A 25,836-nucleotide genomic window follows, 5' to 3' on the forward strand; every position below is an offset into this window, starting at 1 on the left:
ACAACAGGCCGCGGAAGGGGCTGGCAAGGGCGGCACGGCGTCCGGCACCGGTTCGTGACGGTCCGGAAACGTGGAAGCCGCGGGCCACCTCCCTCGAGGTGGACCGCGGCTCCGACGCAGGCGTACCTAAATGCCGGACCGCGCGGCTCCCTCCGCGCGGGTGCCCGGACGGCGCAGCGCGAGCGGCGTGGCGACGTCCTCGAGCGACTTGCCCTCGGCCGAGACGCCGAGGACCGCCGCGACCAGCCCGCCGACGATCATGACCCCGGCGCCGAGCAGGTAGCCGCCGAAGAGCGGGCCCCGGTCCTCGCCCTCGCCGATGAGCGCGCCGTAGATCACCGGGCCCAGAGCACCGAAGCACTGGGCGATGGCGAAGAAGACGGCGATCGCCTTCGCCCGGACCTCCTGCGGGAAGATCTCACTCACCGTGAGGTACGCCGAACTGGCTCCCGCCGAGGCGAAGAAGAAGATCAGGCACCAGGCGACCGTCTGCGTGGTGGCGGTCAGGGCGTCCGCCTTGAACAGGAACGCGGTGATCGCCAGCAGGACGCCGGACAGGATGTAGGTGCCGGAGATCATCTTCTTGCGGCCGACGGTGTCGAAGAGGTGCCCGAGCAGGAACGGCCCGGACAGGTTGCCCACCGCAAACGCGATGAGGAACAGCGGCGCCTTCTTCTCGTCCACGTCGAAGAAGTTGGTCAGGACGAGCGTGTAGGTGAAGAAGATCGCGTTGTAGAGGAACGACTGCGTGATCATCAGCGTGGCGCCGTAGATCGCCCGCTGCGGGTACTCCTTGAACAGCACCCGGGCGAGCGCGAAGTAGCCGATGTCCTCCGCCGGCTTGATCTCGACCGCCTTGTCCTCCGGAACCCTCGGCAGCTCGCGGCCGCCGGCCTCCACCTCGTGCTCGATGTAGTCGATCGTCTTCTCGGCCTCGGCCTCGTGGCCGTGCATGACCTGCCAGCGCGGGCTCTCCGGCAGGTGCCGGCGGACGACGATGATCACGAGGCCGAGGACCGGGCCGAGGAGGAAGGCGACCCGCCAGGCGATGCCCGGGTCGAGCTGGTTGAGGAAGATGTAGGTGCCCAGCGTTCCGATGATCGCGCCGGCCCAGTAGGTGCCGTTGACCATGATGTCGACGCGCCCCCGGAACCGGGCGGGGATCAGCTCGTCGATCGCGGAGTTGATCGCGGCGTACTCGCCGCCGATGCCCATCCCGCTGATGAACCGCGTCGCGTACAGGAAGATCAGCCAGCCGGTCCCGCCGCTGAGCGTGAGCGCCGTCAGACCGCTGCCGATCAGGTAGACGGCCAGCGTGATGATGAACAGCTTGCGGCGGCCGAGCTTGTCCGACAGCCGCCCGAAGAAGAGCGCACCGACGACCTCGCCGGCCAGGTAGACCGTGGCGATCAGCCCGGCCTCGGTCGACGACAGGGCGAGGGTCTCCGCCTTGGTGAGCGTCGCGACGACGGCGCTCGCGACCGTGATCTCCAGCCCGTCCAGGATCCAGGCCACACCGAGGGCGATGACCATCCGCGTATGGAAGGGCGACCACGGCAGCCGGTCGATCCGGGCGGGGATGAGGCTGCGGATGATCCCTGGTGCGGGTGCCGATGCCTCGTGCGTGGTCGTCATTGAGCGCCTCCGGGATGGGCTGGCTGGCTGAAGTGCCGGTCCCCTCTGCCCAGTGGTTGCGCGGATCAACCGTCTCTGGGCAGATCCGTTCGCGGCTGTCCCCGAACGGGGGGACGGGGAGGCCAGGTCCTTCGCACGGGGGACATCACATCTGCGGGCGCATCGAACGCCGCGGCGCTGGGCATGCTGAGGACCATGCGTCTGCCCGAGCCCCGGGGCCCTCTCAGCGAGGCCCTGTTCCGTGACCTCGTCAGCCGCACCGAGCTGTCCGCGTCCACCGTCGAGCAGGCCGACCGGCTCGCGGACGGTGGCGCCGGCGCGCTGTCCGACGAGGACCTCCAGATCAGCCTGGCCGTCTGTTACGAACTGCACTACCGCGGGTTCGAGGGCGTGTCCGAGGACTGGGAGTGGGACCCGGCGCTGATCCGGCTGCGTACCGGCCTCGAGCGCCGGCACCTGGCTGCGCTGCAGGAGCTGGTGGGCCCGCTCGCGACCAGCGACGAGTCGGTCGATCGTCAGCTGACCGCCCTGATCACCGCCGACGACGGACCGTCGCTGTCGTCGTTCATGGCCAAGCAGGGCACGCTCGCGCAGTGGCGTGAGTACCTGACGCTGCGGTCGGTGTACCACCTCAAGGAGGGCGACCCGCACACGTTCGCGATCCCGCGCCTCTCCGGCCGGGCCAAGGCGGCGATGGTGGAGATCCAGGCCGACGAGTACGGCGGCGGCACCCCGGAGCGGATGCACAGCGAGCTGTTCGCCGGCCTGATGCGCGACCTCGACCTGGACGCGACCTACGGCGCCCTCTGGAACGAGGCGCCGGCCGCGGCCTTCGCGTCGGTCAACACGATGTCGCTGTTCGGCCTGCACCGCCGCTGGCGCGGGGCCGCCCTCGGGCACATGACGGCCGTGGAGATGACGTCGTCCGAGCCGAGCCGTCGCTACTCCGCGGGCCTGCGCCGGCTCGGCTTCGACGAGCGGGTGACCGTCTTCTACGACGAGCACGTGGAGGCCGACGCCGTTCACGAGCAGATCGCCTCGGTCGACATGTGCGGCTCGCTCGTGGCCGAGGAGCCGGACCTGCTTGCCGACGTCCTCTTCGGCGCCGCCTGCTCGTTGGCCATGGACGGCGTCACCGCCGGGCACCTTCTCAGCGCCTGGGAGGCCGGCCGCTCTGCCCTCCGCGGGGAGCGCACCCTCGCCGCCTGACCGGTCAAGATCCGCTACGGGTCAATATCGGAACACGGTCGACTCGCCCGGCTGAACTCGCGGCGCCCGGTGCCGAACACAACCCCGAACAGTCGGCGGCGGTGATCGGTGGGAGTGCACATGTGGTGGAAGAGCGGCACGTCAGCGGCTGCGACGCAGCCTGGGACGTTCGCCCAGGACATCGAGGCCCTGGAGCGGGTCATCGAGTCACTCGACGCCGACGTGAGCGACGAGGTGGACGCGCACGAGCGCATCATGCGGTCGCTCGTGGACTCCCTCGGCCTGGTCTACGGCGCCGCCTGGCTGCCCGCTGAGGACGGATTCGTGCTGCGGGTGACCGAGGGCGACCTCGCCCCGACGATGGCGGCGGCCTGGCAACCGGGCCAGGCGATGGTCGACGGCGCCGGGTACGGCGGGGAGGCCCTGCGCTCGCACCGCCCGGTCCTGATGGACGCCTCCTCCGGGACCGCGACCTGCCCCCGCTGGGCAACCGCGGCCGCGGCCGGTGCGCGCCAGGGCTGCTTCCTGCCCGTCGTGGAGGGCAACCGGGTCACCGCCGTCCTGGAGTACTACACCCGCAGCGAGCTGCCGTTCTTCGGCGGTCGCGCCGAACAGTGGAAGACCATCGGGCGGCTCGTGGCGCACGCCCGCCGCAGCGCCCTCGCCGTGGCGCAGCTGCGGGAGAACCTCGACGACCGAAACGCGGTGACGACCGTGGTCAGCAGGGTGGGCGAGGCGACGGACGAGGCCACCGCGCTGCGGATCGCGCTCGAGACGGTGCGGACGGCGTTCGGCTGGGCCTACGGCTCGTTCTGGGCCCTGGACGACGCCGCGCACGTGCTGCGGTTCGACGTGGAGTCCGGCTCGGCCGGCCAGGAGTTCCGCGAGGTGACGCTGGCTGCCAGCTTCGCCGAGGGCGTCGGCCTCTCCGGCCGGGCCTGGAAGCAGCGCGACCTGGTCTTCGTCCGCGACCTCGCCGAGGTCACCGACTGCGTCCGCGCCCCCGCGGCACAGCGGGCGGGCGTCCGGTCCGGGGTCTGCTTCCCGATCACCGCCGGTGGACGCGTCATCGGCACCATGGACTTCTTCGCCACGGAGACGATCGAGCTCTCCGATTCCCGTGGTTCGGCCCTGCGCAACGTGGCGCAGCTGGTGTCGCAGCGGCTGGACATCATCCGCCGGGCCGAGGCCGACGCCCAGAACTCGCGGGCCCTGCTCGAGACGGTGTCCCGGCTGCGGCAGGCGGCCGACGACGCCGGCCGGGTGGCCGAGAAGGCCGTGGCGCAGGCCTCGTCGATGACCGCCGAGGTGGAAGCTCTCGGTACGGCCTCCGCCGCCGTGGACGACGTCATCCGGATCATCGGGGCGATCGCCGACCAGACCAACCTGCTCGCGCTCAACGCGACCATCGAGGCGGCGCGTGCGGGCGAGCTCGGCCGGGGCTTCGCCGTCGTCGCCAGCGAGGTGAAGGACCTGGCCCGCGAGACCGCCGGCGCCACCCACCGGGTCTCCCAGCAGATCGCCGAGATCCAGACGAGCAGCAAGTCGGTGTCGGCGGGTATCCACGCGACCAGCGAGGTCATCGGGGAGCTGGACGTCGTCCAGGCCCGGATCGGTGAGGTGCTCGAGGAGCAGGTGGAGATGGCGAAGGCGTTCGACGCGGGTCGCTGACGCGGCCGCTCAGGCCTCCGGCCGCCCCGCTTCCCGGATGATCTGTGCGGGGCGCGGTCGGCTGGAGGCACTCGGCGCGGAGAACCCCGAGCGCTTGTGCGTGCCGTCGCAGAAGGGCTTGATGCCGGATTTCCCGCACCGGCAGAGCGCGATCGTGTTCCGGCCCGGATCGATCTCGGCGCCGTCCTGGTCCACCAGCCGGAAGTCACCGCGGACGATCAGCGGTCCGTCACGGTAGGGCGTGATCGTGGCGCCGGCGCCCTGCACGGGGGGCTCGTCGGCGTCCTCGGGCAGGTCCGGTTCGGCGGACAGTGAGCGCGACACGTCCCCACACTGCCCCGCCCGCAAGCCCGGCACACCCGCGACCACCCGTCCGGGGCAGCCGACGGTCAGCGCGACGTCCTCCGGTGGTCGACGCGCGCCCTCGCGGGCGGGGGGATCTGCACCACGTGCTCCTCCGGGGGCAGCTGGGCGCCGGTCTGGTCCAGTGGGCCTCCGGGCGCCGCGGCTTCGGCCTCCCGGGCCGCCTCCTCGGTGACCAGCGGCGTGCTCAGGCCACGGACGACCCCGTAGGCCAGCACGGCTCCCACCAGGGGTGCGATCAGGAACAGCCACACGTGCGCCAGCGGGTCCCCGCCGGCGAACAGGGCCGGGCCGAGGGAACGGGCGGGGTTGACCGACGTCCCGTCCAGCGGGATCCCGATCAGGTGGACGGCGGTCAGCGTCAGGCCGATGGCGAGTCCCGCGAACCCCGGTGTCGCCGACCGCCCGGTCACGAGCAGCACCACGGCGACGAGGACGAAGGTGAGCAGGACCTCCAGGACGAAGGCACCACCCGCGCTGATGTTCGCTCCCCAGTCGTTGGACCCCAGCGTGCCGGTCTGGTCGGTGACGTCGCCGAAACCGCTGGTCATGAGCTTCAGCAGGGCCGCGCCGGCGATGCCGCCCGCCAGCTGGACCACCCAGTAGTAGACGGCCTCGGTCGCGGTCATGCCCTTCGCGAGCAGCACCCCCAGGGTGACCGCGGGGTTGATGTGGCACCCGGAGATCGGGCCGATGGCGTACGCGAGGGCGAGCAGCACCAGACCGAAGGCGAAGGCCACGCCGAGCGGGCCGATCGCCTCGATGCCACCGACCGCGGAGCCGACCGCCAGGAAGACCAGCAGCGCCGTGCCGAGGAACTCCGCGACGAGGGAGCGACCGAGGGTGGGCGACATGGGACCTCCGGCGAGCCGGGACAGGAGCTCCTCCACCGTTGCCGCCACCGCACGGCGGCGCCAGGGACTTTCGGTACCGAAAGCTCTCAGTTGGTAGTGGCCTGGCCGTAGAAGACGTGCTCGACGACCGACCGGGCATGGCGGGAGGTCCGGCGGTAGTCGTCGAGGAACTGGCCGGGGTCCATGTCCGCCCCGTACCCGCAGGCACGCGCGACACCGGCCAGCTCCAGCCCCGGGCGGGGCAGCTGGTCGCTGGGCCGCCCCTTCACCAGGAAGATCGCGTTGCGGGCCCGGGTGGCCAGCTCCCACGCCGACCGGAGGGCCTCGAGCTGGTCGGCGTCCAGCAGCTTCGCCTCCCCCAGCGCGGCCAGCCCCTCGACCGTGGAGGGCACCTGGAGCTCCGGCGTCCCGGCGGCGTGCTGCAGCTGGAGCAGCTGGACGGTCCACTCCACGTCGGCCAGTCCGCCGCGGCCGAGCTTCGTGTGTGTCGCCGGGTCGGCGCCGCGGGGCAGCCGCTCGCGCTCCACCCGCGCCTTGATCCGGCGGATCTCGGCGACCTGCTCGCTCGTCACGCCGTCCGCGGGGTAGCGGATCGGGTCGATGAGGGCCACGAAGTCCTCGCCGAGCTCCTCGTCCCCCGCCACCGGCACGGCGCGGAGCAGCGCCTGCACCTCCCACACCGAGACCCAGCGCTCGTAGTACTCGCGGAACGCCGAGAGGCTGCGCACCAGGGCGCCCTGCCGGCCCTCCGGCCGGAGGTCGGCGTCGACCTCGAACGCGGGGTCGGGTGCGGGCTCGCCGAGCAGCCGGCGCAGCGTGTGCGCGACGGCGTTGGCCGCCGCGGTCGCCTTGCCCTCGTCCGCGCCGTCCCGTGCCCGGTGGACGAACAGGACGTCGGCGTCGGAGCCGAAGCCCATCTCCCCGCCCCCCAGGCGGCCCATGCCGATGATCGCGAGGTCCATCGGCACGTCGGCGACGTCCGTGCCGCTCTCGAGGGCGTACGCCCGGATCGCCACGTCCAGCCCGGCCTGGAGGGTGGCCACGGCGATGTCGGTGAGGGCCGTGCCGAGACGGACGACGTCCAGCCGGCCCAGCAGGTCCGCCGAGGCCACCCGCAGCAGCTCCTGACGGCGCAGCCCGCGCAGCACCCGGATGCCCTCCTGCGCGTCCGCGGCCCGCCCGGCCGACTGCCGCCATGCACCGGCGAGGGCCTCCGCGGTCCGCGGCTCGAGCTGGGCGTCGTCGGCCAGCAGCCGCAGCGCCTCGGGCGTGCGGGTCAGCAGCGAGGCGATGTACTGGCTGGACCCGAGCAGGTGCGCGAGCCGCTCGGCCACCTGGCCCTCGTCCCGCAGGAGCCGGAGGAACCACTGGTTGCCGCCGAGCGCCTCGCTGACCTGGCGGTAGGCCAGCAACCCGGCGTCGGGGTTCGGGCACGAGGCGAAGGTCTGCAGCAGCACCGGCAGCAGGTACCTCTGCATCGAGGCCGAGCGGGACACCCCGCCGGTGAGCGCGGCGAGATGGCGCAGCGCCGCCTCGGGGTCGGCGAACCCGAGAGCGCGCAGCCAGTCCCCCGCCGCCTTCGACCCCAGCTGCAGCTGCTCGCCGGGCACCCGGGCGACCGCGGACAGCAGCGGCCGGTAGAAGAGCTTCTCGTGCAGCCGGCGCACCTCACGGGTGTGCAGCGCGAGCTCGGCCTGCAGCACGTCGGTCGCCTGGCCGCGGTGGTCGGGCTTGTACCCCAGCGACCGCGCGAGCCAGCGCAGCTGCTGGTCGTCGGTGGGCAGCAGGTGGGTGCGGCGCAGCCGGAGCAGCTGGAGGCGGTGCTCGACGGTGCGGAGGAACCGGTAGGAGGCGATCAGCGTGGCGGCGTCCTCCCGCCCGACGTACCCGCCGGCCGACAGCGCCGTCAGGGCCGGCAGCGTGCCGCCCAGCCGCAGCGACGCGTCGACCCGGCCGTGCACCATCTGCAGCAACTGGACGGCGAACTCGACGTCCCGCAGCCCGCCGCGGCCGAGCTTGAGCTCCCGCTCGGCCTGCGTGGGCGGGATGTTGGCCTCGACGCGGCGGCGCATGGCCTGCACCTCGGCGACGAACCCGGGACGGTCGCCGGCCTTCCAGACCAGCGGCCACAGCGCGTCGACGTAGCCCCGGCCGAGGTCGGGGTCGCCGGCCACCGGACGCATCTTCAGCAGCGCCTGGAACTCCCAGGTGCTGGCCCACTTCTCGTAGTAGGCCTCGTGCCCGGCGAGGGTGCGCACGAGGGCGCCGGCCTTGCCCTCCGGGCGCAGCGCGGCGTCGACCTCCCACGCGGCCTCGCGGCAGATCCGCATGAGCGCCGCGGCGACGCGGGTGGCGCTGGTCAGCGCCGCGCTCTCGGAGTCGCTGGGGTCCACCGGCTCGGCCACGAAGACGACGTCCACGTCGCTGACGTAGTTGAGCTCCCGGCCGCCGGTCTTGCCCAACGCGATGACCGCGAGCCGGCAGGCGGCGGCCGACGGCGGCTGCTCGGCGACGGCGAGCGCCATCCCGGCGGTGAGGACCGCGGCGGCGATGTCGGCGAGCTCCGAGGCGGCCTCTTCTGCCGGGAGCCCCTCACCCAGGTCGCGGCCGGCGAGGGAGAGGATCGCCCGGCGGTAGGCCAGCCGGAGCGCGGCGATCCGCTTCGGGGAGGCATCGGGGGCGCCCTTGCCCAGCCGCACGCCCCACGGCGGGTCGTCGGGGTCGGCGCCTACGGCCGCCAGCATCTGCCGCTGCAGCTGCGACGCCGACGGGCCGCTCGATCCGCGGGAGCTCCCGTCGTCCTCCTCGAGCACGTCCCAGTCGCTCGGGTGCGCGGCCAGGTGGTCGGCCAGCCCGGAGCTGGCACCGAGCACGGCCAGCAGCCGCCCGCGCAGCGGGCCCGACCCGCGCAAGTGCGCCAGCAGCGCCGCCGCCTGCCCGCCGGAGGAGTCCCGGCGGTCGAGGGCCTCGACCAGCCGGTGCAGCGAGCGCAGCGCCAGGTCGGGGTCTCCGGACCGCGCGAGAGCGGCCACGACTGGGCCGGCCTCGGGGTCGGCGGGCTCGTTGCGCTCGAGGTCCCACAGTCCGAGCGCCGGATCGGACAGCAGTGTCGCCGCGCGCTCGCCGTCCTCGAATCCGAACCGGGCCAGGCGCACGATCGCCCGGCGCGGGATGTCCGCGTCTGTGCTGCTCATGCCCTCAGGCAGCCTGGCGGGCGCGGGCGCTGACGAGGTCGGTGAAGCGCGCGGCGAACGGCGCCCACGCTGCCTCGACGTGGGGGTGGGCCTCGTCGGAGAGCCGGCAGATGGTCTCGCGGTCGTGCGGGCTCGCGGCGACGCCGACGACGTCGCGCTCGGCCCACTCGTGGACGATCTCCGGCGCCGTCTCGATGTGGAACTGGAGCCCGTAGACGTGCTGCCCGACCCGGTACGCCTGATTGACGTACATCGGGCTGCTCGCCAGCAGGACCGCCCCGGTGGGCAGCTCCGAGATCTCGTCGTGGTGGAACTGGAGCACATCGGGTGTGAGCGGCAGCGGCCCGAAGACCGGGTCGGCGTAGGCGGCGTCGCGCTTGGCGACGAGCAGCGCGCCGACCTCCGGGCCGTCGATGCCCTCCCGTACCTTGCCGCCGCCGACCTGGGCCAGCAGCTGGGCGCCGAGGCAGATCGCGAGAGTCGGGAAATCGGCGGCCAGCGCCTGGCGCAGCAGGTCCCGGACGCCGACCAGCTCGGGGCTGGTCGCCTCGTCGTCCATGGCCGACTGCGGACCGCCGAGGACGACCATCCCGTCGAACCCGTCCAGCGCGCTGGGCAGCTCGTCGCCGGTGGTGATGTGGCGCTCGTCGAGCTCCGCCCCGGCGTCGCGGAGCCACCCGCCCAGGCGGGCGACCGGATCGGTCTCGTGGACGACGACGACGAGCAGGCGGGTCACGGCGTCGAGGTTAGTTGAAGGGCCTCGTCGCCCCCCGCGCCTCGCAGGCTCGGCACGGGCCCCTGCGACGAGGCCGTTCCATCCCCTCTAGAGACCGGGGAGGTACCGGCGGAGCTCGAAGGGGGTCACGTTCTGCCGGTAGGAGTTGAACTCCTCCCACTTGTTGCGGAGGAAGAACTCGAAGACGTGCTCGCCCAGCGTCTCGGCGACGAGCTCGCTGCCCTGCATCGCGGTCAGCGCCTCGCCGAGGGAGACCGGCAGGTCCTCGTATCCCGCCGCGCGCCGCTCGGTGTCGGTCAGCGACCAGACGTCGTCCTCGGCCTCGGGCGGGAGCTCGTAGCCCTTCTCGATGCCGCGCAGGCCGGCGGCGAGCAGGACGGCGAAGGTCAGATAGGGGTTGCACGCGGAGTCCGGTGAGCGCACCTCGACCCGGGCCGACTGGGCCTTGCCGGGCTTGTACGAGGGCAGCCGCACGAGCGCCGAGCGGTTGGCCCGCCCCCAGGTCGCCGCGGTCGGCGCCTCCGTGCCGGCCAGCAACCGGCGGTAGGAGTTCACCGTCTGGTTGGTGACGGCGGTGACCTCGCGGGCGTGGGTGAGCAGACCGGCGATGAACTGCTTGCCGGTCGTCGACAGCCGCATCGGGTCGGCGGCGTCGTGGAAGGCGTTGCGGTCGCCTTCGAACAGCGACAAGTGGGTGTGCATCGCGGAGCCGGCCAGATCGGTGAACGGCTTGGGCATGAAGGTGGCGTGCACGCCCTGGGCGAGCGCGACCTCACGGACGACGTGCCGCAGGGTCATGATGTTGTCCGCCATCGACAACGCGTCGGCGTAGCGCAGGTCGATCTCCTGCTGGCCGGGCGCGACCTCGTGGTGGCTGAACTCCACCGAGATGCCCATCGCCTCCAGCGCGAAGACCGCCTCGCGGCGGAAGTCGTGCGCCACGTTGTGCGTCGACAGGTCGAAGTACCCGCCGGCGTCGGCCGGCTGGGGCGGACTGCCGTCGGTCGGGAGGTCCTTGAGCAGGAAGAACTCGATCTCGGGGTGCGTGTAGAAGGTGAAGCCCATGTCGGCGGCCTTGGCCAGCGCCCGCCGGAGCACGTGCCGCGGGTCGGCCCAGGCCGGCGAGCCGTCGGGCAGCGTGATGTCGCAGAACATCCGCGCGGTGTCGCTGGGCTGTCCCTTGGCCGACGGCATCACCTGGAACGTGCCGGGGTCGGGCTTGGCGAGCATGTCGGACTCGTAGACGCGGGCGAAGCCCTCGATCGCCGAGCCGTCGAAGCCGATGCCCTCGGCGAAGGCGGCCTCGATCTCGGCCGGGGCCACCGCGACGGCCTTCAGGTAGCCGGAGACGTCGGTGAACCACAGCCGGACGAATCGGATGTCGCGCTCTTCGAGGGTCCGCAGGACGAACTCCTGCTGTCGGTCCATGCTCGCCATGATCGCGTCCGCTCGTTTCCGGGGTGTGACGTCCCCCCAAGCCTGCCTCTTCCGGGCGAATCGCACACGACCGAGGCCCGGTTCAGCCGTCGTGTCGCCGGTTGTCGTTCATCGTCTGCATGCACGGCCCGTCGGCGTGTCCGAACGCGTCCGGTCGTGTCCCGGCCACCGAGACGATGATCAACTCCGAGAACGGGTCAGGCGGCCAGCCGCTCCAGGGGCGTGTCCGGGTCGGTGAGCGAGGCGACCGGCACCTGCCGCCGGGTGCGGATCAGCTCCTGGATCGGCTCCGTCACGTCCCAGACGTTGACATTCATCCCGGCGCTCACGCGACCGTCCTGCAGCCAGAACGCGATGAACGCGCCGTCGTCGGGGTCGCCTCGGGTGACCACGCTGTCGCCCGGACCGCCCAGGCCCGAGTACTCCATGCCCAGGTCGTACTGGTCGGTGAAGAAGTAGGGCACCCGGTCGTAGCTGACCTCCTGGCCCAGCATCGACCTCGCCGCGGCGGGACCGCCGTTGAGCGCGTTGGCCCAGTGCTCGACGCGCACGTACCGGCCGTAGAGCGGATGGAAGGACGACGCGACGTCGCCGGCCGCGAACACGTCCGGCGCCGACGTCCGCAGGGCATCGTCGGTGACGACGCCGTTGTCCACCTCCAGCCCGGCCGAGGCGGCGAGGTCGACGTTGGGTGTCGCCCCGATCCCCACGACGACCAGGTCGGCGTCGAGCCCGGCGTGCCGGTCGGTGGCCACCGACCGCACCGTGCCGTCGGCGCCGCGGAACTCCCGTACGACCGTGTCGGGAAACAGGTCGACGCCGTGCTCGCGGTGGAGCCGGGCGAAGACGTTGCCCATCTCCGCTCCGAGGACGGCGTGCAGCGGTGTCGGCTGCGGCTCGACGACGGTCACCTCGTTTCCGTGGTGCCGGGCCGCCGCCGCGACCTCGAGGCCGATCCAGCCGGCGCCGATGATCACCACCCGCCGTCCGCCGCCGGAGAGGTCGGCCAGGAGCCGGTCGGAGTCGGCGAGGGTGCGCAGGTACCGGACGCCGTCCAGGTCCCCTCCGGGCACGGGCAGCCGCCGGGCCGAGGAACCGGTGGCCAGCAGCAGCTTCGCGTAGGGCAGCTCCGCGCCGTCCTCCAGCGTCAGCCGGTGCGTGGCCGGATCCAGGTGGGTGGCCCGGACGCCGGTGCGCAGCTCCACGTCGTGCTCGCCGTACCAGTCAGCGGGGTGCACCCGCGGGCTCTCCCGGTCGGCCTTGCCGAGCAGGTAGTCCTTGGACAGGGGCGGCCGCTCGTAGGGCAGCTCGGCCTCCCCCGCCACGAGGACGACGGGCCCGTCGAACCCCTCGGCGCGCAGCGTCTCGGCGGCCTTCGCGCCGGCCAGTCCCCCACCGACGATCACGAACGGTTCCTCAGCGGTCATCCCGGTCGACCTCGCATTCGGCGAAGGGGCGGAGAACGGCACGACGAGATTCGCAGATCCCCGCCCTCGGACACGGCTCCGGAGACGCGGCGGTTCAACGGGATCTGCAGAAGGTCCGGCCGACGTCGCTCGGCGCGCCGTGATCGAGGCCTGCGCATGCGTGGCCGGACTACCCTGGATGCGTCGTCCCAGGCGCGCCGCGACCCGGCGCCGGGCGACATCGGAGGGGCGAGATGGACACCATTCTCGTGGTGCTCGCGGTCGTGGTCCTCGGCATCCTCGTGCTCGCGGGGGCGAGCGTCCGGGTGGTGAAGCAGTTCGAGCGGGGCGTCGTCCTGCGCTTCGGGCAGTTGCGTGGCGACCTCCGCGGTCCCGGCCTCACCATGATCGCGCCGGTCGCCGACCGGCTGCACAAGGTGAGCATGCAGGTCGTCACCATGCCGGTGCCCGCCCAGGAGGGCATCACCCGCGACAACGTCACGGTGAAGGTGGACGCGGTCGTCTACTACAAGGTCTTCGACCCGGTCCGCGTGGTCGTCGACGTGCAGAACTACGAGGCCGCGATCGCGCAGGTCGCCCAGGCCTCGCTGCGCTCGATCATCGGCAAGAGCGACCTCGACGACCTGCTCTCCAACCGGGAACGGCTCAACCAGGGCCTGGAGCTGATGCTCGACAGCCCGGCCGTCGACTGGGGCGTGCACATCGATCGCGTGGACATCAAGGACGTCGCGCTGCCCGAGACGATGAAACGGTCGATGTCGCGGCAGGCCGAGGCCGAGCGGGAGCGCCGGTCGCGGGTGATCACCGCCGAAGGCGAGCTGCAGGCGTCGGAGAAGCTGGCCCAGGCTGCGGAGGTCATGGCGGCCCATCCCGCGGCGCTCCAGCTCCGGCTGCTCCAGACCGTCGTCGAGGTGGCCGCGGAGAAGAACTCGACGCTGGTCCTGCCCTTCCCGGTGGAGCTCCTGCGCTTCCTCGAACGGGCCACACCTCCCGAGGTCCCGCCGTCGGCACCCGAGATCCCGGAGACCCGTGTCCGGACGGGGATGCCGGCCGGCCCGACGCCGATCAACGGCAGGTGAGGCTGTCCCGGTCGCTGGTCAGGCGGACGTACTCGTCGGGTGGCGGCTCGGGCAGGGCCGCGGCTCCCGCGACCGGGCGCGGCCGTGGCCTGCTCGGCACCAGTGCGCCGGAACCGCCGCCCCGGCCGCGGTAGACCAGCAGGCCGTGCGCCCGGTCGGGCACGGCGTCGAGCGCGGCGCGGACGACGGGCAGCGAGCGGTAGCGCTCCAGCCGCTCGTCGCTGTCGAAGGCCAGCTCCAGGACGACGCCCCACCGGGTGGAGTGCCAGTCCCAGAAGGACGCGCCGTGGGTGATCGCCGCCTCGATGAGGGCGTTCTCGTGCGCCAGGCGCCACCCCGACGCGGGGGCGTCGCCGTCGAAGACCTCGACGGTCAGCCACTCGGGCATGGCGTCACGGTAGGCCGGTGGGGGTGCGCCGTCTACGCTCCCCACCTCGCCGTCACCGCGGGACCGAGACGAGGATGGACCCGTGAACGATCAGCAGTCGGTGCAGTTGCGGGTGGGCCTGGCCCAGGTCGACACGCGGGTCGGTGACCTGGCCGGCAATGCCGACCTGGTGCGCTCGTGGACGGCGAAGGCCGCCGGGGACGGCGTCCACCTCGTCGTCTTCCCGGAGATGACCCTCACCGGATACCCGGCCGAGGACCTGGTCCTGCGGGAGTCCTTCGCGCACGCCAGCGAGCAGGCCCTCGTCGACCTCGCGACCCAGCTGGCCGACGACGGCCTGGGCGGGACCGCCGTCGTCGTCGGCTACCTGGCGCACACCGAGGGCAGCGGCCCGGCACCGGTCGACGAGCCGCCGACGGACGACGACCAGCCGGGCGACGCCAACCCCCGGCGCGGGGCCCCGCGCAACGCCGCCGCGCTCCTCCACGGCGGCGAGGTCGTGGCCCGCTACTACAAGCGGCACCTGCCGAACTACGGCGTCTTCGACGAGGCCCGCTACTTCGTGCCGGGCACCGAGCTGCCGATCGTGCGGCTGCACGGCGTGGACGTCGCGCTGACGATCTGCGAGGACCTCTGGGTCGAGGGCGGCCCGTGCGGCGTCGCGGGCCAGGCCGGGGTGGACCTGGTGGTCTCCCCCAACGCCTCCCCGTACGAGCGGGCGAAGGACGACCTGCGGCTGCCGCTGGTCCGCCGCCGCGCCGCCGAGGCCCACGCCCCGATCGTGTACTGCAACCAGATCGGCGGGCAGGACGAGCTGGTCTTCGACGGCGACTCGCTCGTGGTCGCCGGGGACGGCGAGCTGCTGGCCCGCGCGCCGCAGTTCGTCGAGCACCTGCTGACGGTCGACCTCGACATCCGCCCCGGGTCCGTGCCCGAGCGGCGGGAGGGCCGGATCGGTCCGATGACGGTCTCGCGGCACGTCGTGTCGGAGGAGCCGGTGGCCGCCTTCGAGCGCAGGCCGTCGACGATCGTGAAGCCGCTGAGCGACCACGAGGAGGTCTGGCGGGCCCTCGTCCTGGGCCTGCGCGACTTCATCGACAAGAACGGCCTGCCGTCGGTGGTCCTCGGCCTGTCCGGCGGCATCGACTCGGCGATCGTGGCCACGCTCGCGGTGGACGCGCTCGGGTCCGACCGGGTGTACGGCGTCGGGCTCCCGTCGAAGTGGTCCAGCGACCACTCGCTGACCGATGCCGAGGACCTCGCGGAGCGGCTCGGCGTCCACTACCAGGTGGTGCCGATCGCGCCGATGGTCGACGCCTACCACTCGTGCGTGGAGCTCAGCGGCGTGGCCGCGGAGAACCTGCAGGCCCGGGTGCGGGGCACGCTCCTCATGGGGCTGTCCAACCAGCACGGGCACCTGCTGCTCACGACCGGCAACAAGAGCGAGGTCGCCGTCGGCTACTCCACCCTCTACGGCGACTCGGCGGGCGGCTTCGCGCCGATCAAGGACGTGCTGAAGACCCTGGTCTGGGAGCTGGCGCGGTGGCGGAACCTCTCCGCCGTCAACCGCGGTGAGACCCCGCCCATCCCGCAGAACTGCATCGACAAGCCGCCGTCGGCCGAGCTCGCGCCCGGTCAGGTGGACAGCGACTCGCTGCCTCCCTACGAGGTCCTGGACGCCGTCATCGCCGACTACGTCGACCGCGACCTGGGCCTGGCCCAGCTCCTGGAACGCGGCCACGACGCTGCGGTGGTCGCGAAGGTGCTGCGGTTGGTGGACACGGCGGAGTTCAAGCGCCGGCAGTCCGCGCCCGGAACGAAGATCAGCCTGAAGGCGTTCGGCCGGGATCGGCGGCTGCCGATCACCAACCGGTGGCGGGAGACCCCGCCCACGGTCCGCGAAGGAGCAGAGCACTCATGACCGAGTCGGTTCTCTACGGCGGGCAGTCCTCCGCCCGCGTGCGGGTGCACCACCTGCAGCAGGCCAAGGAGCGCGGCGAGAAGTGGGCGATGCTCACCGCCTACGACACCTACAGCGCCGCCATCTTCGAGGAGGCCGGCATCCCGGTGATGCTGGTCGGCGACTCCTCCGGCAACGTCGTCCTCGGCTACAGCAGCACCGTGCCGGTGACGGTCGACGACCTCCTGCTCATGACCAAGGCGGTCACCCGCTCGACGAAGCGGTCGCTGATCGTCGCCGACCTGCCGTTCGGCAGCTACGAGTCCGGGCCGCAGCAGGCGTTCGAGACCGCCGTCCGGTTCATGAAGGAGGGGGGCGCGCAGGCGGTCAAGCTCGAGGGCGGTGAGCGGGTCGCCCCCCAGATCAAGCTGCTGAACGACTCCGGCATCCCGGTCATGGCGCACGTCGGCTTCACGCCGCAGAGCGAGCACGCCCTGGGCGGCTTCCGGGTGCAGGGCCGCGGCGCCGGCGCCGATCAGCTGCTCGCCGACGCGCACGCCGTCCAGGAGGCCGGTGCTTTCGCCGTCGTCCTGGAGATGGTCCCGGCGGAGATCGCCGGTCAGGTGACCAAGGAGCTGTCGATCCCCACGATCGGCATCGGCGCAGGCGTCGACTGCGACGCCCAGGTGCTCGTGTGGCCGGACATGGCCGGGCTCAACGGCGGTCGGGTGCCGAAGTTCGTGAAGAAGTACGCCGACCTGCGCGGCGAGCTGCTGCGGGCGGCGAAGGAGTACGCCGACGACGTCCGTGGCGGGGTGTTCCCGGGTCCCGAGCACTCGTTCGAGTAGCCCGGATGGCGAGCAGCCCGTAGCCGATCAGGTTCGGCAGGAAGGCAACCAGGTAGATGCCCACCTGGGTGGACGTCGCCTCGATCGGGAAGCCCAGCGGCTCGGTCAGGTAGTGGCCGATGAAACCGCCGTCGTAGCCGGGCCCGCCGGCCTGCTCGCGCAGGGCCAGCTCCCACGTCGTCAGCGGGCAGTCGGAGCCGGTGAGGTACAGCCCGAGGATCGCCAGGCTCACCGGGACGTGCAGCCACAGCACCCGCGGCCACCGCAGCGCGAGCAGCGAGCCGGTCAGCATGAACAGGACGGCGGCCCCGTGGACCACCGCGACCGCACCGGCGAGGAGCACGCACGAAGTGTGATCCGTCCGGCGGTCAGCCGGCGAGCTGCGCGATCAGGACCGCCGGCGCCTCGGCCAGCGAGGGGCCGTACCAGGTGAGGTGCCGGCCGCTGACGAAGGCCGGCCGGCACTGCGGCCAGGCCTCGGGGCCGTCGTCGGGGGTGAACGCGTAGGGCTCGTCCGGGAAGATCACCAGGTCGGCTGCCACGGCGGCCGGATCGTCCTTCGCCAGCCGCGGGTAGCGGTCGGCGGAGTCGGCGAACACGTTCCGGACGCCGAGCCGGGTCAGGACGTCGCCGGCGAACGTGTCCCGGCCGAGCACCATCCACGGACGCCGCCAGATCGGGATCACGGCGGTGGCTGGCGGGATCCGCGGCGGATCCGCCCACACCTCGTGGACGTCGACCAGCCAGGTCGGGTGTGGCCGGTCCAGCACGGCGCACAGCCGGTCGAGGGAGGTCAGCGCCTGGTCGACGGTGGCCGGGGCAGTGACCCACACCGGGATACCGGCGGCCCGGAGCGCGGCGACGTCCTCGTCCCGGTTCTCCTCCGCGTTGGCCACCACGAGGTCGGGGGCCAGGTCGCGGACGCGGTCCAGGTCGGGCCACTTGGTGCCGCCGACGCGGGCGACGTCGAGCCCCGCCGGGTGCGTGCACCAGTCGGTGGCGCCGACCAGCAGACCGGCGTCCGTGGCGGCGATCGCCTCGGTCAGCGACGGGACGAGGCTGACGACCGTTCGGGGCGGCGCACCGGAGTACGCCGTCCCGCGGTCGTCCACGTGACCAGGGAGCAAGTGCTCAGACGTCGGTGACCCGGACGCCGGCGTGCACCTTGTACCGGCGGTTGACCGACACGAGGTTGATGGTCAGCGCCTCGACCTGGCGGGCGTTGCGCAGCCGGCCGGCGTAGACGCCGCGCATGCCGGGCAGCCGCCCCGCGAGGGCCTGGGCCAGGTCGGTCGCCTCCCGCACGTCGCCGACGACCATGACGTCGCCGTCGAGGGTGGGCCGGGAGAGATCCTCCAGCAGGACGGCGGACAGGTGGTGGAACGCCCCGACGACGTGGCTGTCGGGCAGCAGCGCCGCCGCCTGCTGCGTGACGCTCCCCTCCTCGACGTCGAGGACGTAGGCGCCGAGTTCGTCGAAGCCCATCGGGACGACGCAGTCGATGACGACCTTGCCGGCGAGCGGGGTGGCCAGGTCGGCCAGCGTGGCGGCGTGCCCGGCGAACGGGACGGCGATGATCACCAGGTCCGCGGCGCCGGCAACGTCGACGTTGGAGCCGCCCTGGACCGAGACCTCGACACCACCGGCGGCTGCAGCCGCGCGACCGGCGACCTCGGCGGCCACCTCGGAGGCGCGCTCGGCCTCCCGGGAGCCGAGCAGGATGCGCTGGCCCGCGGCGGCCAGCCGGACGGCCAGACCCCGACCCTGCGGACCGGTGCCGCCCAGCACTCCGACGACCAGATCCTCGACCGCGCGCTCGGCCACGTGTTCTCCTTCACCGGCTCCGGACAGCCCGGGCCACCCCGCCGATCATGCCTGGCGCCGGCGACGGCCCGGCAGCTGGGCGGGGATGATCAGTCGCCCTCCCAGGCGCGGTCCTCCGCGGTGAGCGCCTGCTCGCGAGCGGCGACGGACTCCACGGCGTGCTCGGCCTCCTCGCGCGTGGCGTAGGGCCCGAGGCGATGGCGCTCCGCGCAGCCGTCGCGGGTCTCCACGGTGTGGTGCTTGAGACAGAAGAACCAGGGACCCTCGGCCATCGTCAGACTCCATCCGCGTTGTTGTCCTCGACGGGGAGGCTACCCGTGGCTGATCACCGCGTTCGTCGCCGAACCGGCCGTGCCGTCGCCCTCGGGCCGCGCAGGATCCGGCACCGGAAAAGCGCTGTGCGGGCCCCATAAGGTCGCCGCATGGACACCTTCGCCGGACCGGACGGCACGCGGCTGGCCTGCCACCGGACCGGTGACGGTCCACCGCTGGTCTGCCTGCCCGGTGGACCGATGCGTGCCTCGGTGTATCTCGGTGACCTGGGCGGGCTGTCGGCCGTGCGTTCCCTGGCGCTGCTCGACCTGCGCGGGACCGGGGACTCGGCCGAGCCGGCGGACCCGGCCAGCTACCGGTGCGACCGGCAGGTCGACGACGTCGAGGCGCTGCGCGTGCACCTCGGGCTGGAGCGGGTCGACGTGCTGGGGCACTCGGCCGGCGCCACCCTCGCGTTGCTCTACGCGGCCCGCTATCCCGACCGCATCGGCCGGTTGGCGCTGATCGATCCCAGCCCCCTCGGGGTGGGCGTGGAAGTCCGCGACGCCGACCGGCGGGAGGTCGCCGAACTGCGCCGGGGCGAGCCGTGGTTCCCGGCTGCGTACGCCGCGTTCGAGCGGATCTGGTCGGGCGACGCGACGGACGCCGACTGGACGGCGATCGACCCGTTCCTGCACGGCCGGTGGGACTCCGCCCGCCGGGAGCACATCGCGCAGGAGGGGAACCAGTTCAACGAGGCTGCGCGGGCCCTCTTCTACGCGCCCGGCTTTCCGGCACCGGAGACCACGCGGACCGCGCTCGCGACCTTCGGGGCGCCGGTCCTGCTGCTGACGGGCGAGTACGACGTCGCGCTCCCCCCGGCCCGCGCCGCCGAGTACGCCGAGCTGTTCCCTCATGCCCAGCTCGCCGTGCAACCGGGCGGCGGGCACTCCCCGTGGCTCGACGACCCGGAGTGGTTCGTGCGGACGCTGCGGGACTTCCTGCAGTGACGCGCCGTGCGACGCTCAGCCGTCGACCATCACCTGGTCGTGCCGGGCGTAGAACGCGGTCATCTCCTCCGGGGACAGCGTGCGCCCGCTGCGGCGCAGTTCGGCCATCTCGAAGAAGAACTGCTCCCGGGCGATGCCGGGCGCGAAGAGGATGAGGAAGGCCGCCTCCTCGTCGCCGTCGTTGCGGAAGCCGTGCGCGCCACCCTCGTGCACGAGCGCGTAGTCGCCCGGGACGTAGGGCTGCCAGTCCCCGCCGTGGTAGACGGTGAGGCGCCCGGAGAGCACGTAGAAGGACTCCGAGAACGTGGAGTGGACGTGCGGCGCCGCGCCGGGGCTGTGCGGGGCCACCCGGTACTCGAACAGGCCGTACCGGCCGGCGGTCGCCGAACCGGGGACGACCAGCCGGAGTGAACTGGTCGGCCCATTGCTGATCAGCGGGTGATCGGCAACGGTGCGGACGTCGAACAGCGAGGGGTCCGGGTGCGACATGCGGGCCACCCTGGCAGCTGCGTCCGACCGCGGGAACCGCCACCGCCGCCGGGTGATCTGCAGCACCCGGAGCGCATCGGTCGGGTAACTCTTCGTCCCTCTGGTCCCAAAGAGCCGGTTGTGCGGCATCCTTTGGCGGTGATCGCCAGGTCAGAGCCAGACTCGGACGGTGGACCCGGCGTGCCGGGGGCCACGATCCCGAGCCGTGGTCCGGAGCACCGGGTGGCCGCTCTGACGCTCGCCCTGCTTCTGGTGGTCGGCGGACTGATGGGCACGATCAACCTGTTCGTCGACGACGTCCTCCGGGCGGGTCCCCAGCGCTGGATCTACGGCGCGACGATGGCCGCCTGCGTCCTGGCCGCCGTCCCGCTGGTGGTCCGTCAACGCGTCGGCCGGTGGCAGATGTTCGGCCTCGTGCTGCTCGGCGACCTGATCTATCTCGTCGTCGTCTTCTGCATCGACGATCCCGTCCGCTACGCCACACCCCTGATGCTCCTGTTCCCCGCGTTCGTGGCCGCCTGGTTCCTCGGCCGCTGGGAGCTCGCCGTCAACATGGTGGTGACGACGCTCGTCTGCCTCGTCGCCCTGTGGCCCAGTTACGACGATCCCGTCGCGCTCGGCGTCCAGGTCGGGGTCAGCGCCGGAATGCTCAACGCGGGCGCCCTGGGAGTCTTCGTGCTGCGGCGGCGCGTGCAGCGGCTGCTGGTCGCGACGCAGGCGCTGAGCCACCTGGACCCGCTGACCGGGCTGTTCAACCGCCGCTTCCTGGTCGGGCAGGCTCCGCGGATGTGGCGCCAGGCCCGCCGTGACGGCACCCGGGTCGCGGCGATGATGCTCGACCTCGACCACTTCAAGAGGCTCAACGACGCGCACGGCCACGCCGCCGGGGACGCCGTCCTCCGGGCGGTCGCAGCGTCCCTGACGGCCACCGTCCGCCCCACCGACGTGCTGGCCCGCACCGGCGGGGAGGAGATCGTCGTCCTCGGGCTCGTGGCCGACCCGGACGAGGCGGCACATCTCGCCGAGCGCCTGCGGACCGCCGTCGCCGACAGCCGCACGGCCGACGGGCACGCGGTGACCGCATCGATCGGCATCGCACTCACCCGGCCGGTCGAGGGCGAGGACGCGGCCGAGGCGCTGTGGCGACTGGTCGACCGGGCCGACGCCGCGATGTACGAGGCCAAGCAGCAGGGCCGCGACCGGGTTGCCTCCCTCTGGCTTCCGCGCGCCCGCGCGCCGCTGCCGCAGGAGAACACGACGCGACAGGGGCCGGCGGCCACCGACGTGGCCTGAAGTCGGCCTCCCCGCAGGGTCCCGTCGCGAGCTTGTGAGTGACGGGGGGCGGGGAGGTCCTTTATCTGCTTCGCTGGGTGCATGACGCTGGTCGCGCCCGACCCGACTCGGGCCGTTCCGCTGCCACTGCGCGAGCAGGCGGCCGTCCGCGACCGCTGGCTCACCCAGCGCCTGCTCGACGTCCTCCCCGGCATCATGGACCGCGCCGGCATCGACCTGTGGCTGGTCATCGGCCGCGAGTACAACGAGGACCCGGTGCTGCCGACCCTCCTGCCGGCGACCTGGCTGTCGGCGCGGCGTCGCACGATCCTCGTCCTGCACCGCAGCGACGACGGCGTCACCGCGGCCGCGGTCTCCCGCTACCCGGTCGGCCAGTTCGTGCCCGCGTGGTCACCCGAGGACGCACCGGACCTCCCCGCGGAGGCCTCGCAGTGGGCCGAGGTGCGCCGCATCGTCGAGCAGGCCGCCCCGACCCGGATCGGTGTCGACGTCTCGGCCTCCTTCGCACTCGCCGACGGGCTCTCGCACACCGAGCACCGACTGCTCACCGAGGCCCTGGGCCCCTGGGCCGAGCGCCTGGTGCCGGCCGAGGACCTGGTGGTCGGCTGGCTGGAGACCCGGCTGCCGGAGGAGATCGCCGCCCTCCGCGGCCTCAACCGGCTGGTCCACGAGGTGATCGACGAGGCCTTCTCCCCCGCCGTCATCGACGTCGGGACGACGACGGCGCTGGACGTGGCCTGGTGGCTCCGCCAGCGCTTCCACGACCTCGGCGTCGAGCCGTGGTTCCAGCCGAGCGTGGCGCTGCAGCGGGCAGGGGTGCCCCTGAGCCCGGAGCGCGGCACCCGGCTGCCGGCGGTCGGCTACGACGCGGTGATCGACCCGGGCGACCTCGTGCACTGCGACGTGGGCCTGAGCAGCCTCGGCCTGCGCACCGACACCCAGCGCAACGCCTACGTCCTCCGGCCCGGGGAGACCGACGCCCCGGCCGGTCTGCGGGAGGCGCTGCGCACCGCCAACCGGATGCAGGACCTCACCACGGCCGCACTCACCGTCGGCCGCACCGGCAACGACGTGCTCGCCGCCGCCCGCGCGGCCGCGGCGGACGAGGGCATCGACGGCGACATCTACTCCCACCCGGTGGGCTTCCACGGCCACGGAGCCGGCCCCGCCATCGGCCAGTGGGACGAGCAGGACCGCGTCCCGGGGGCCGGTGACTATCCCGTCCACCCCGACACCGTCTACGCCCTGGAGCTCGCGGTGCGCAGGCCGGTGCCGGAGTGGGACGGGCAGTGCGTGCGGATGGCCGTCGAGGAGGGCATCGCCGTGACTGGTGACGGCGTGGACTACCTGGACGGCCGGCAGACCGAGCTCATCCTGGTCCCGGCCCGCTGACGGCGTCGCGCGCCGGAGTCACTTCTTCCGGGCGGCCGCCGTCTTCCTGTTGTTGGCCTTCTGGATCGCCTCGACCAGCTGCTTCTTCTTCATGGCCGACCGGCCGGAGATGTCGAGCCTCTTGGCGACCTTGAGCAGATGGACCTTGGTGGCGTTGGCGTCGACCCCGCCCTTGGGCTTGGCCGGGCTGTTGCGCCCCTGTTCGGCCCGCTTGTCGCTGGGCCCCATCGAGTCCTTCTTCTCCCAGTGGTCGCCGACCTTCTCGTAGGCGTGCTTGACCGCCGACCAGGCGACCTGGTTGGCCCGCTTGGCCGACCCGTACTGGTCGGCAGCGGCGTCGTAGGCCTTCGCGAACGTCCGCTGCGCCTTCTTCGCCGAGCGCTGGAGCGTGCTCGGCAGCTCGTCCTGCTTGGGCTTGCCGGTCTTCGTCGTCTTGGGCATGGCCTCTCCCTCTCGAAAGTTGCCGCGCCACCTACCCACGGAAGCCGAAATGATCACATCGCGAGGAATCTGCCCAGCTCGGCCGCCAGTTCCTCCGGCGCGTCCTCGGCCATGTGGTGGCCGCTGTCGATCGGTCCGCCACCGCGCAGGTCCGTCGTCCAGTCCGCCCAGATGGCCAGCGGATCGCCGAACAGCTCCTCGAGGTCGTCCCGGCTGGACCACAGCACGAGCGTCGGGCAGCCGATCCGGCGTCCGGCGGCCCGGTCCGCCTCGTCGGCCGCGCGGTCGACGCCGAGGCCGGCCCGGTAATCCTCGAGCATCGCCCGGACGGTGTCCGGGTCGGAGATGGCGGCGACGTAGTCGGCGTGGTTCTCCGCCCCCAGCGCCTCGACCTTGCCGGGCGCGTGGGCGCCGTACCAGGCGGCCGGGTCGGCGAGGATCGCCCGCTCCGGCTTGTCGGGCTGGGCGAAGAAGAACCAGTGCCACCACGCAGCGGCGAACCGGGCGTCGGTCCGGGCCAGCGCCTCGGCGACCGGGATGCTGTCGAGGACGGCGAGGTGGGTGACGACGCCGGGATGGTCCATCGCCGTCCGCATCGCGACGTAGCTGCCCCGGTCGTGGCCGACCACGGCGAACGACGGGTGCCCGAGGCGCTGCATCAGCGCGGCGACGTCTGCGGCCATGGCCCGCTTGGAGTGCGGCGAATGGTCGGGCGCGGGCTCGGGCTTGGACGACCGGCCGTAGCCGCGCAGATCGGGGCAGACCACGGTGTGGCCGGCGGCGACCAGCAGCGGCGCGACGCGGTGCCACGTCGTGTGGGTGCGGGGATGGCCGTGCAGCAGGACAACGGGCGGCCCCTCGCCGCCGGAGCGAACTCTGAGGACCACGCCGCCCCCGACGTCGACCCGCGATTCCTCGAAGCCCGCGAAGAACGTCACGCGGTCATCCTGCTCAGGTGCGCGGCCGGTCGATCAGCCGGGACAGCACGATGACGCTGCGGGTGTGGTCGACGTTCGGCTCGTCGCGGATGCGCTCGAGCGCCCGCTCCAGCTGCTTCACGTCCGAGGCAAGCATGTGCACCAGGGCATCCGCCTGCCCCGACACGGTCGCGGCCCCGACGACCTCGGGCACCTGCTCGAGGCTCCGGCGGAGGTCCTCCGGCGCCACGGTCCCCTTGCAGTAGAGCTCGACATAGGCCTCGGTCTGCCAGCCGAGGACGTCGGGGTCGATCTGGGCCGTGAAGCCCCGGATCGCGCCGCTGGCCACGAGCCGGTCGATCCGCCGCTTGACCGCGGGCGCCGAGAGGCGGACCTCCGCGCCGATCTCGGCCAGGGTCGCCCGTGCGTTGCGCAGCAGGCAGCCGATCACCCGGCCATCGACGACGTCCATCATTCCCCCTACGCAATAAATCAACGCTGACACGTCGCTGATGCAACATACCGGCTCCAACAACGCAACAGAAGGCGATTGTTTGTGAATCCCCCGCCGCATAGCGTCGTCAGCAGGCGCCGCCGGCGCCCTCGTCTTCCCCGAGGAGTTCCTGGTGACCGCTGTCCTGCCCCAGCCACGCTCGAAGTCCCCGCTGGAGCGCGTCGCGTCACCCCGCCGCTACCTCATGTGCCGCCCGGAACACTTCGACGTCAGCTACGCGATCAACCCGTGGATGGACGTCGCCCGTGGGGTCGACCGAGAGCTCGCCCTCCGGCAGTGGGACGCGCTGCGTCGGACGTACCTCGACCTCGGGCACCAGGTGGACGTCATCACCCCCGAGCCGGGTCTGCCGGACATGGTGTTCGCCGCCAACGGTGGCCTGGTCATCGAGGGCCGCGCACTGGGCGCCCGGTTCACCCACGCCGAGCGTCGGGCCGAGGGCCCGGCCTACCTGACCTGGCTCGCCCGCGCCGGGCTGAAGGACGTCGCCGAGCCGGTGCACGTCAACGAGGGCGAGGGTGACTTCCTGGTCGTCGGTGACCTGGTCCTGGCCGGCACCGGTTTCCGCACCGATCCCGGCGCCCACACTGAGGTCCAGGAGCTGTTCGGCATCCCGGTGATCTCACTGCAATTGGTCGACCCGCACTTCTACCACCTGGACACGGCGCTGGCCGTGCTCGACGACAGCACCGTCGCCTACTACCCGGAGGCGTTCAGCCGGGGCAGCCGCGCCGTTCTGCAGCGGCTCTTCCCGGACGCCGTCCTGGCCACGGAGGCCGACGCCGTGGTGCTCGGGCTGAACGCGGTGTCCGACGGCCGCCACGTCGTCCTGCCGTCCGCGGCGCTCGGCCTGGCTGTCCAGCTGCGGGAGCGCGGCTACGAGCCGGTCGGCGTGGACCTCGGCGAGCTGCTCAAGGCAGGAGGCAGCGTGAAATGCTGCACGCTGGAGATCCGCGCCTGAGC

General features: G+C 72.7%; 24 protein-coding genes and 1 pseudogene. 9 read left to right on the forward strand and 16 right to left on the reverse strand.

Features of this window, described 5'->3' with window-relative positions; translation table 11 throughout:
* Positions 1 to 126 precede the first annotated feature (126 nt).
* The gene (locus tag E4P38_RS06950) at positions 127 to 1,635 is read right to left on the reverse strand and encodes an MFS transporter (protein WP_135131044.1); all 1,509 of its coding nucleotides are present in this window, start codon (positions 1,633 to 1,635) and stop codon (positions 127 to 129) included.
* A gap of 195 nt (positions 1,636 to 1,830) precedes the next feature.
* Here E4P38_RS06950 and E4P38_RS06955 point away from each other — a divergent pair, with 195 nt between their 5' ends.
* Together E4P38_RS06955 and E4P38_RS23825 are read left to right on the forward strand one after the other, a co-directional pair.
* Positions 1,831 to 2,844, forward strand: a complete 1,014-nt coding sequence (locus tag E4P38_RS06955) for an iron-containing redox enzyme family protein (RefSeq protein WP_135131045.1) — start codon at positions 1,831 to 1,833, stop codon at positions 2,842 to 2,844.
* 120 nt (positions 2,845 to 2,964) lie between these two features.
* Positions 2,965 to 4,515, forward strand: a complete 1,551-nt coding sequence (locus E4P38_RS23825) for a methyl-accepting chemotaxis protein (protein ID WP_135131046.1) — start codon at positions 2,965 to 2,967, stop codon at positions 4,513 to 4,515.
* Positions 4,516 to 4,524: 9 nt separating this feature from the next.
* On the opposite strand, the gene E4P38_RS06965 is transcribed toward E4P38_RS23825, so the two are convergent.
* From E4P38_RS06965 to E4P38_RS06990, 6 genes are all read right to left on the reverse strand, one after another.
* A complete protein-coding gene (locus E4P38_RS06965) occupies positions 4,525 to 4,839 on the reverse strand; it encodes a CDGSH iron-sulfur domain-containing protein (RefSeq protein WP_209308982.1) in 315 nt (104 codons plus the stop codon).
* A 65-nt stretch (positions 4,840 to 4,904) separates the two neighbouring features.
* Positions 4,905 to 5,732, reverse strand: a complete 828-nt coding sequence (locus tag E4P38_RS06970) for an aquaporin (protein WP_135131047.1) — start codon at positions 5,730 to 5,732, stop codon at positions 4,905 to 4,907.
* A gap of 86 nt (positions 5,733 to 5,818) precedes the next feature.
* On the reverse strand, positions 5,819 to 8,926 hold the full coding sequence (locus E4P38_RS06975) for a bifunctional [glutamine synthetase] adenylyltransferase/[glutamine synthetase]-adenylyl-L-tyrosine phosphorylase (protein ID WP_135131048.1): 3,108 nt from the start codon (positions 8,924 to 8,926) through the stop codon (positions 5,819 to 5,821).
* A 4-nt stretch (positions 8,927 to 8,930) separates the two neighbouring features.
* Positions 8,931 to 9,662 (reverse strand): type 1 glutamine amidotransferase, encoded by a 732-nt coding sequence (locus E4P38_RS06980; protein WP_135131049.1) that lies wholly within the window; start codon positions 9,660 to 9,662, stop codon positions 8,931 to 8,933.
* 87 nt (positions 9,663 to 9,749) lie between these two features.
* A complete protein-coding gene (locus tag E4P38_RS06985; RefSeq protein ID WP_135131050.1) occupies positions 9,750 to 11,090 on the reverse strand; it encodes a glutamine synthetase family protein in 1,341 nt (446 codons plus the stop codon).
* A gap of 206 nt (positions 11,091 to 11,296) precedes the next feature.
* Positions 11,297 to 12,526 (reverse strand): FAD-dependent oxidoreductase, encoded by a 1,230-nt coding sequence (locus E4P38_RS06990; RefSeq protein ID WP_135131051.1) that lies wholly within the window; start codon positions 12,524 to 12,526, stop codon positions 11,297 to 11,299.
* 233 nt (positions 12,527 to 12,759) lie between these two features.
* Between E4P38_RS06990 and E4P38_RS06995 the strand changes: the two genes are divergently transcribed.
* On the forward strand, positions 12,760 to 13,605 hold the full coding sequence (locus E4P38_RS06995; protein WP_135131052.1) for a slipin family protein: 846 nt from the start codon (positions 12,760 to 12,762) through the stop codon (positions 13,603 to 13,605).
* Here E4P38_RS06995 and E4P38_RS07000 read toward each other — a convergent pair.
* Entirely contained in the window at positions 13,592 to 13,993 is a 402-nt protein-coding gene (locus E4P38_RS07000) for a hypothetical protein (RefSeq protein ID WP_135131053.1), read from the reverse strand. The genes E4P38_RS06995 and E4P38_RS07000 overlap by 14 nt on opposite strands.
* 82 nt (positions 13,994 to 14,075) lie before the next feature.
* Here E4P38_RS07000 and E4P38_RS07005 point away from each other — a divergent pair, with 82 nt between their 5' ends.
* Together E4P38_RS07005 and panB are read left to right on the forward strand one after the other, a co-directional pair.
* A complete protein-coding gene (locus E4P38_RS07005) occupies positions 14,076 to 15,914 on the forward strand; it encodes an NAD+ synthase (RefSeq protein ID WP_209308983.1) in 1,839 nt (612 codons plus the stop codon).
* Complete coding sequence (panB, locus tag E4P38_RS07010; protein WP_135131054.1) at positions 15,911 to 16,741, forward strand: 3-methyl-2-oxobutanoate hydroxymethyltransferase; 831 nt, start codon at positions 15,911 to 15,913, stop codon at positions 16,739 to 16,741. The genes E4P38_RS07005 and panB overlap by 4 nt, the downstream gene beginning before the upstream one ends.
* Before the next feature lie 40 nt (positions 16,742 to 16,781).
* Here panB and E4P38_RS23465 read toward each other — a convergent pair.
* The 4 genes and pseudogenes from E4P38_RS23465 to E4P38_RS07030 form a co-directional block, all read right to left on the reverse strand.
* Positions 16,782 to 17,084 (reverse strand): annotated as a pseudogene (locus E4P38_RS23465) (DUF2784 domain-containing protein); the annotation flags it as partial.
* Positions 17,085 to 17,109: 25 nt separating this feature from the next.
* Positions 17,110 to 17,853: a helical backbone metal receptor gene (locus tag E4P38_RS07020; protein WP_135131055.1), complete on the reverse strand. Its 744-nt coding sequence runs from the start codon at positions 17,851 to 17,853 to the stop codon at positions 17,110 to 17,112.
* Positions 17,854 to 17,872: 19 nt separating this feature from the next.
* Positions 17,873 to 18,565 carry an NADPH-dependent F420 reductase gene (gene npdG, locus E4P38_RS07025; protein WP_135131056.1) on the reverse strand — a complete coding sequence of 231 codons (693 nt, stop codon included), beginning with the start codon at positions 18,563 to 18,565 and terminating at the stop codon, positions 17,873 to 17,875.
* Between the two features lie 89 nt (positions 18,566 to 18,654).
* A complete protein-coding gene (locus E4P38_RS07030; RefSeq protein ID WP_135131057.1) occupies positions 18,655 to 18,837 on the reverse strand; it encodes a hypothetical protein in 183 nt (60 codons plus the stop codon).
* 150 nt (positions 18,838 to 18,987) lie between these two features.
* On the opposite strand from E4P38_RS07030, the gene E4P38_RS07035 reads away from it, so the two are divergent.
* Positions 18,988 to 19,827 carry an alpha/beta hydrolase gene (locus E4P38_RS07035; RefSeq protein WP_135131058.1) on the forward strand — a complete coding sequence of 280 codons (840 nt, stop codon included), beginning with the start codon at positions 18,988 to 18,990 and terminating at the stop codon, positions 19,825 to 19,827.
* A 15-nt stretch (positions 19,828 to 19,842) separates the two neighbouring features.
* Here the strand turns inward: E4P38_RS07035 and E4P38_RS07040 are convergent, their stop codons facing one another.
* On the reverse strand, positions 19,843 to 20,316 hold the full coding sequence (locus E4P38_RS07040) for a cupin domain-containing protein (protein WP_135131059.1): 474 nt from the start codon (positions 20,314 to 20,316) through the stop codon (positions 19,843 to 19,845).
* Between the two features lie 222 nt (positions 20,317 to 20,538).
* Between E4P38_RS07040 and E4P38_RS07045 the strand changes: the two genes are divergently transcribed.
* Both E4P38_RS07045 and E4P38_RS07050 read left to right on the forward strand, forming a co-directional pair.
* Complete coding sequence (locus E4P38_RS07045) at positions 20,539 to 21,609, forward strand: GGDEF domain-containing protein (RefSeq protein ID WP_245160852.1); 1,071 nt, start codon at positions 20,539 to 20,541, stop codon at positions 21,607 to 21,609.
* An 81-nt stretch (positions 21,610 to 21,690) separates the two neighbouring features.
* Positions 21,691 to 23,001, forward strand: a complete 1,311-nt coding sequence (locus tag E4P38_RS07050) for a M24 family metallopeptidase (RefSeq protein ID WP_135131060.1) — start codon at positions 21,691 to 21,693, stop codon at positions 22,999 to 23,001.
* Positions 23,002 to 23,019: 18 nt separating this feature from the next.
* Here E4P38_RS07050 and E4P38_RS07055 read toward each other — a convergent pair whose 3' ends face one another.
* From E4P38_RS07055 to E4P38_RS07065, 3 genes are read right to left on the reverse strand one after another with little or no spacing between them, the layout of a single operon-like run.
* A complete protein-coding gene (locus E4P38_RS07055; RefSeq protein ID WP_135131061.1) occupies positions 23,020 to 23,442 on the reverse strand; it encodes a ChaB family protein in 423 nt (140 codons plus the stop codon).
* Between the two features lie 53 nt (positions 23,443 to 23,495).
* A complete protein-coding gene (locus E4P38_RS07060; protein WP_135131062.1) occupies positions 23,496 to 24,380 on the reverse strand; it encodes an alpha/beta hydrolase in 885 nt (294 codons plus the stop codon).
* A 13-nt stretch (positions 24,381 to 24,393) separates the two neighbouring features.
* On the reverse strand, positions 24,394 to 24,831 hold the full coding sequence (locus E4P38_RS07065) for an Lrp/AsnC family transcriptional regulator (RefSeq protein WP_135131063.1): 438 nt from the start codon (positions 24,829 to 24,831) through the stop codon (positions 24,394 to 24,396).
* Positions 24,832 to 24,985: 154 nt separating this feature from the next.
* Between E4P38_RS07065 and ddaH the strand changes: the two genes are divergently transcribed.
* Positions 24,986 to 25,834, forward strand: a complete 849-nt coding sequence (gene ddaH, locus E4P38_RS07070; RefSeq protein ID WP_245160853.1) for a dimethylargininase — start codon at positions 24,986 to 24,988, stop codon at positions 25,832 to 25,834.
* The last annotated feature ends 2 nt before the right edge of the window (positions 25,835 to 25,836 follow it).

The organism is Blastococcus sp. CT_GayMR16 (genome assembly GCF_004570875.1).
Lineage (GTDB): Bacteria > Actinomycetota > Actinomycetes > Mycobacteriales > Geodermatophilaceae > Blastococcus_B.

Bases quoted from the DNA above. Each gene is read 5' to 3' on its own strand.
- E4P38_RS23825 (WP_135131046.1), top strand. From the start codon at position 2,965: ATGTGGTGGAAGAGCGGCACGTCAGCGGCTGCGACGCAGCCTGGGACG.
- E4P38_RS07040 (WP_135131059.1), bottom strand. From the start codon at position 20,316: ATGTCGCACCCGGACCCCTCGCTGTTCGACGTCCGCACCGTTGCCGAT.
- E4P38_RS06990 (WP_135131051.1), bottom strand. From the start codon at position 12,526: ATGACCGCTGAGGAACCGTTCGTGATCGTCGGTGGGGGACTGGCCGGC.
- E4P38_RS07035 (WP_135131058.1), top strand. From the start codon at position 18,988: ATGGACACCTTCGCCGGACCGGACGGCACGCGGCTGGCCTGCCACCGG.
- E4P38_RS07065 (WP_135131063.1), bottom strand. From the start codon at position 24,831: ATGGACGTCGTCGATGGCCGGGTGATCGGCTGCCTGCTGCGCAACGCA.
- E4P38_RS06975 (WP_135131048.1), bottom strand. From the start codon at position 8,926: ATGAGCAGCACAGACGCGGACATCCCGCGCCGGGCGATCGTGCGCCTG.
- E4P38_RS06950 (WP_135131044.1), bottom strand. From the start codon at position 1,635: ATGACGACCACGCACGAGGCATCGGCACCCGCACCAGGGATCATCCGC.
- E4P38_RS07055 (WP_135131061.1), bottom strand. From the start codon at position 23,442: ATGCCCAAGACGACGAAGACCGGCAAGCCCAAGCAGGACGAGCTGCCG.
- E4P38_RS07030 (WP_135131057.1), bottom strand. From the start codon at position 18,837: ATGGCCGAGGGTCCCTGGTTCTTCTGTCTCAAGCACCACACCGTGGAG.
- panB (WP_135131054.1), top strand. From the start codon at position 15,911: ATGACCGAGTCGGTTCTCTACGGCGGGCAGTCCTCCGCCCGCGTGCGG.
- E4P38_RS06985 (WP_135131050.1), bottom strand. From the start codon at position 11,090: ATGGACCGACAGCAGGAGTTCGTCCTGCGGACCCTCGAAGAGCGCGAC.
- E4P38_RS07050 (WP_135131060.1), top strand. From the start codon at position 21,691: ATGACGCTGGTCGCGCCCGACCCGACTCGGGCCGTTCCGCTGCCACTG.
- E4P38_RS06955 (WP_135131045.1), top strand. From the start codon at position 1,831: ATGCGTCTGCCCGAGCCCCGGGGCCCTCTCAGCGAGGCCCTGTTCCGT.
- E4P38_RS06995 (WP_135131052.1), top strand. From the start codon at position 12,760: ATGGACACCATTCTCGTGGTGCTCGCGGTCGTGGTCCTCGGCATCCTC.
- E4P38_RS07000 (WP_135131053.1), bottom strand. From the start codon at position 13,993: ATGCCCGAGTGGCTGACCGTCGAGGTCTTCGACGGCGACGCCCCCGCG.
- E4P38_RS06970 (WP_135131047.1), bottom strand. From the start codon at position 5,732: ATGTCGCCCACCCTCGGTCGCTCCCTCGTCGCGGAGTTCCTCGGCACG.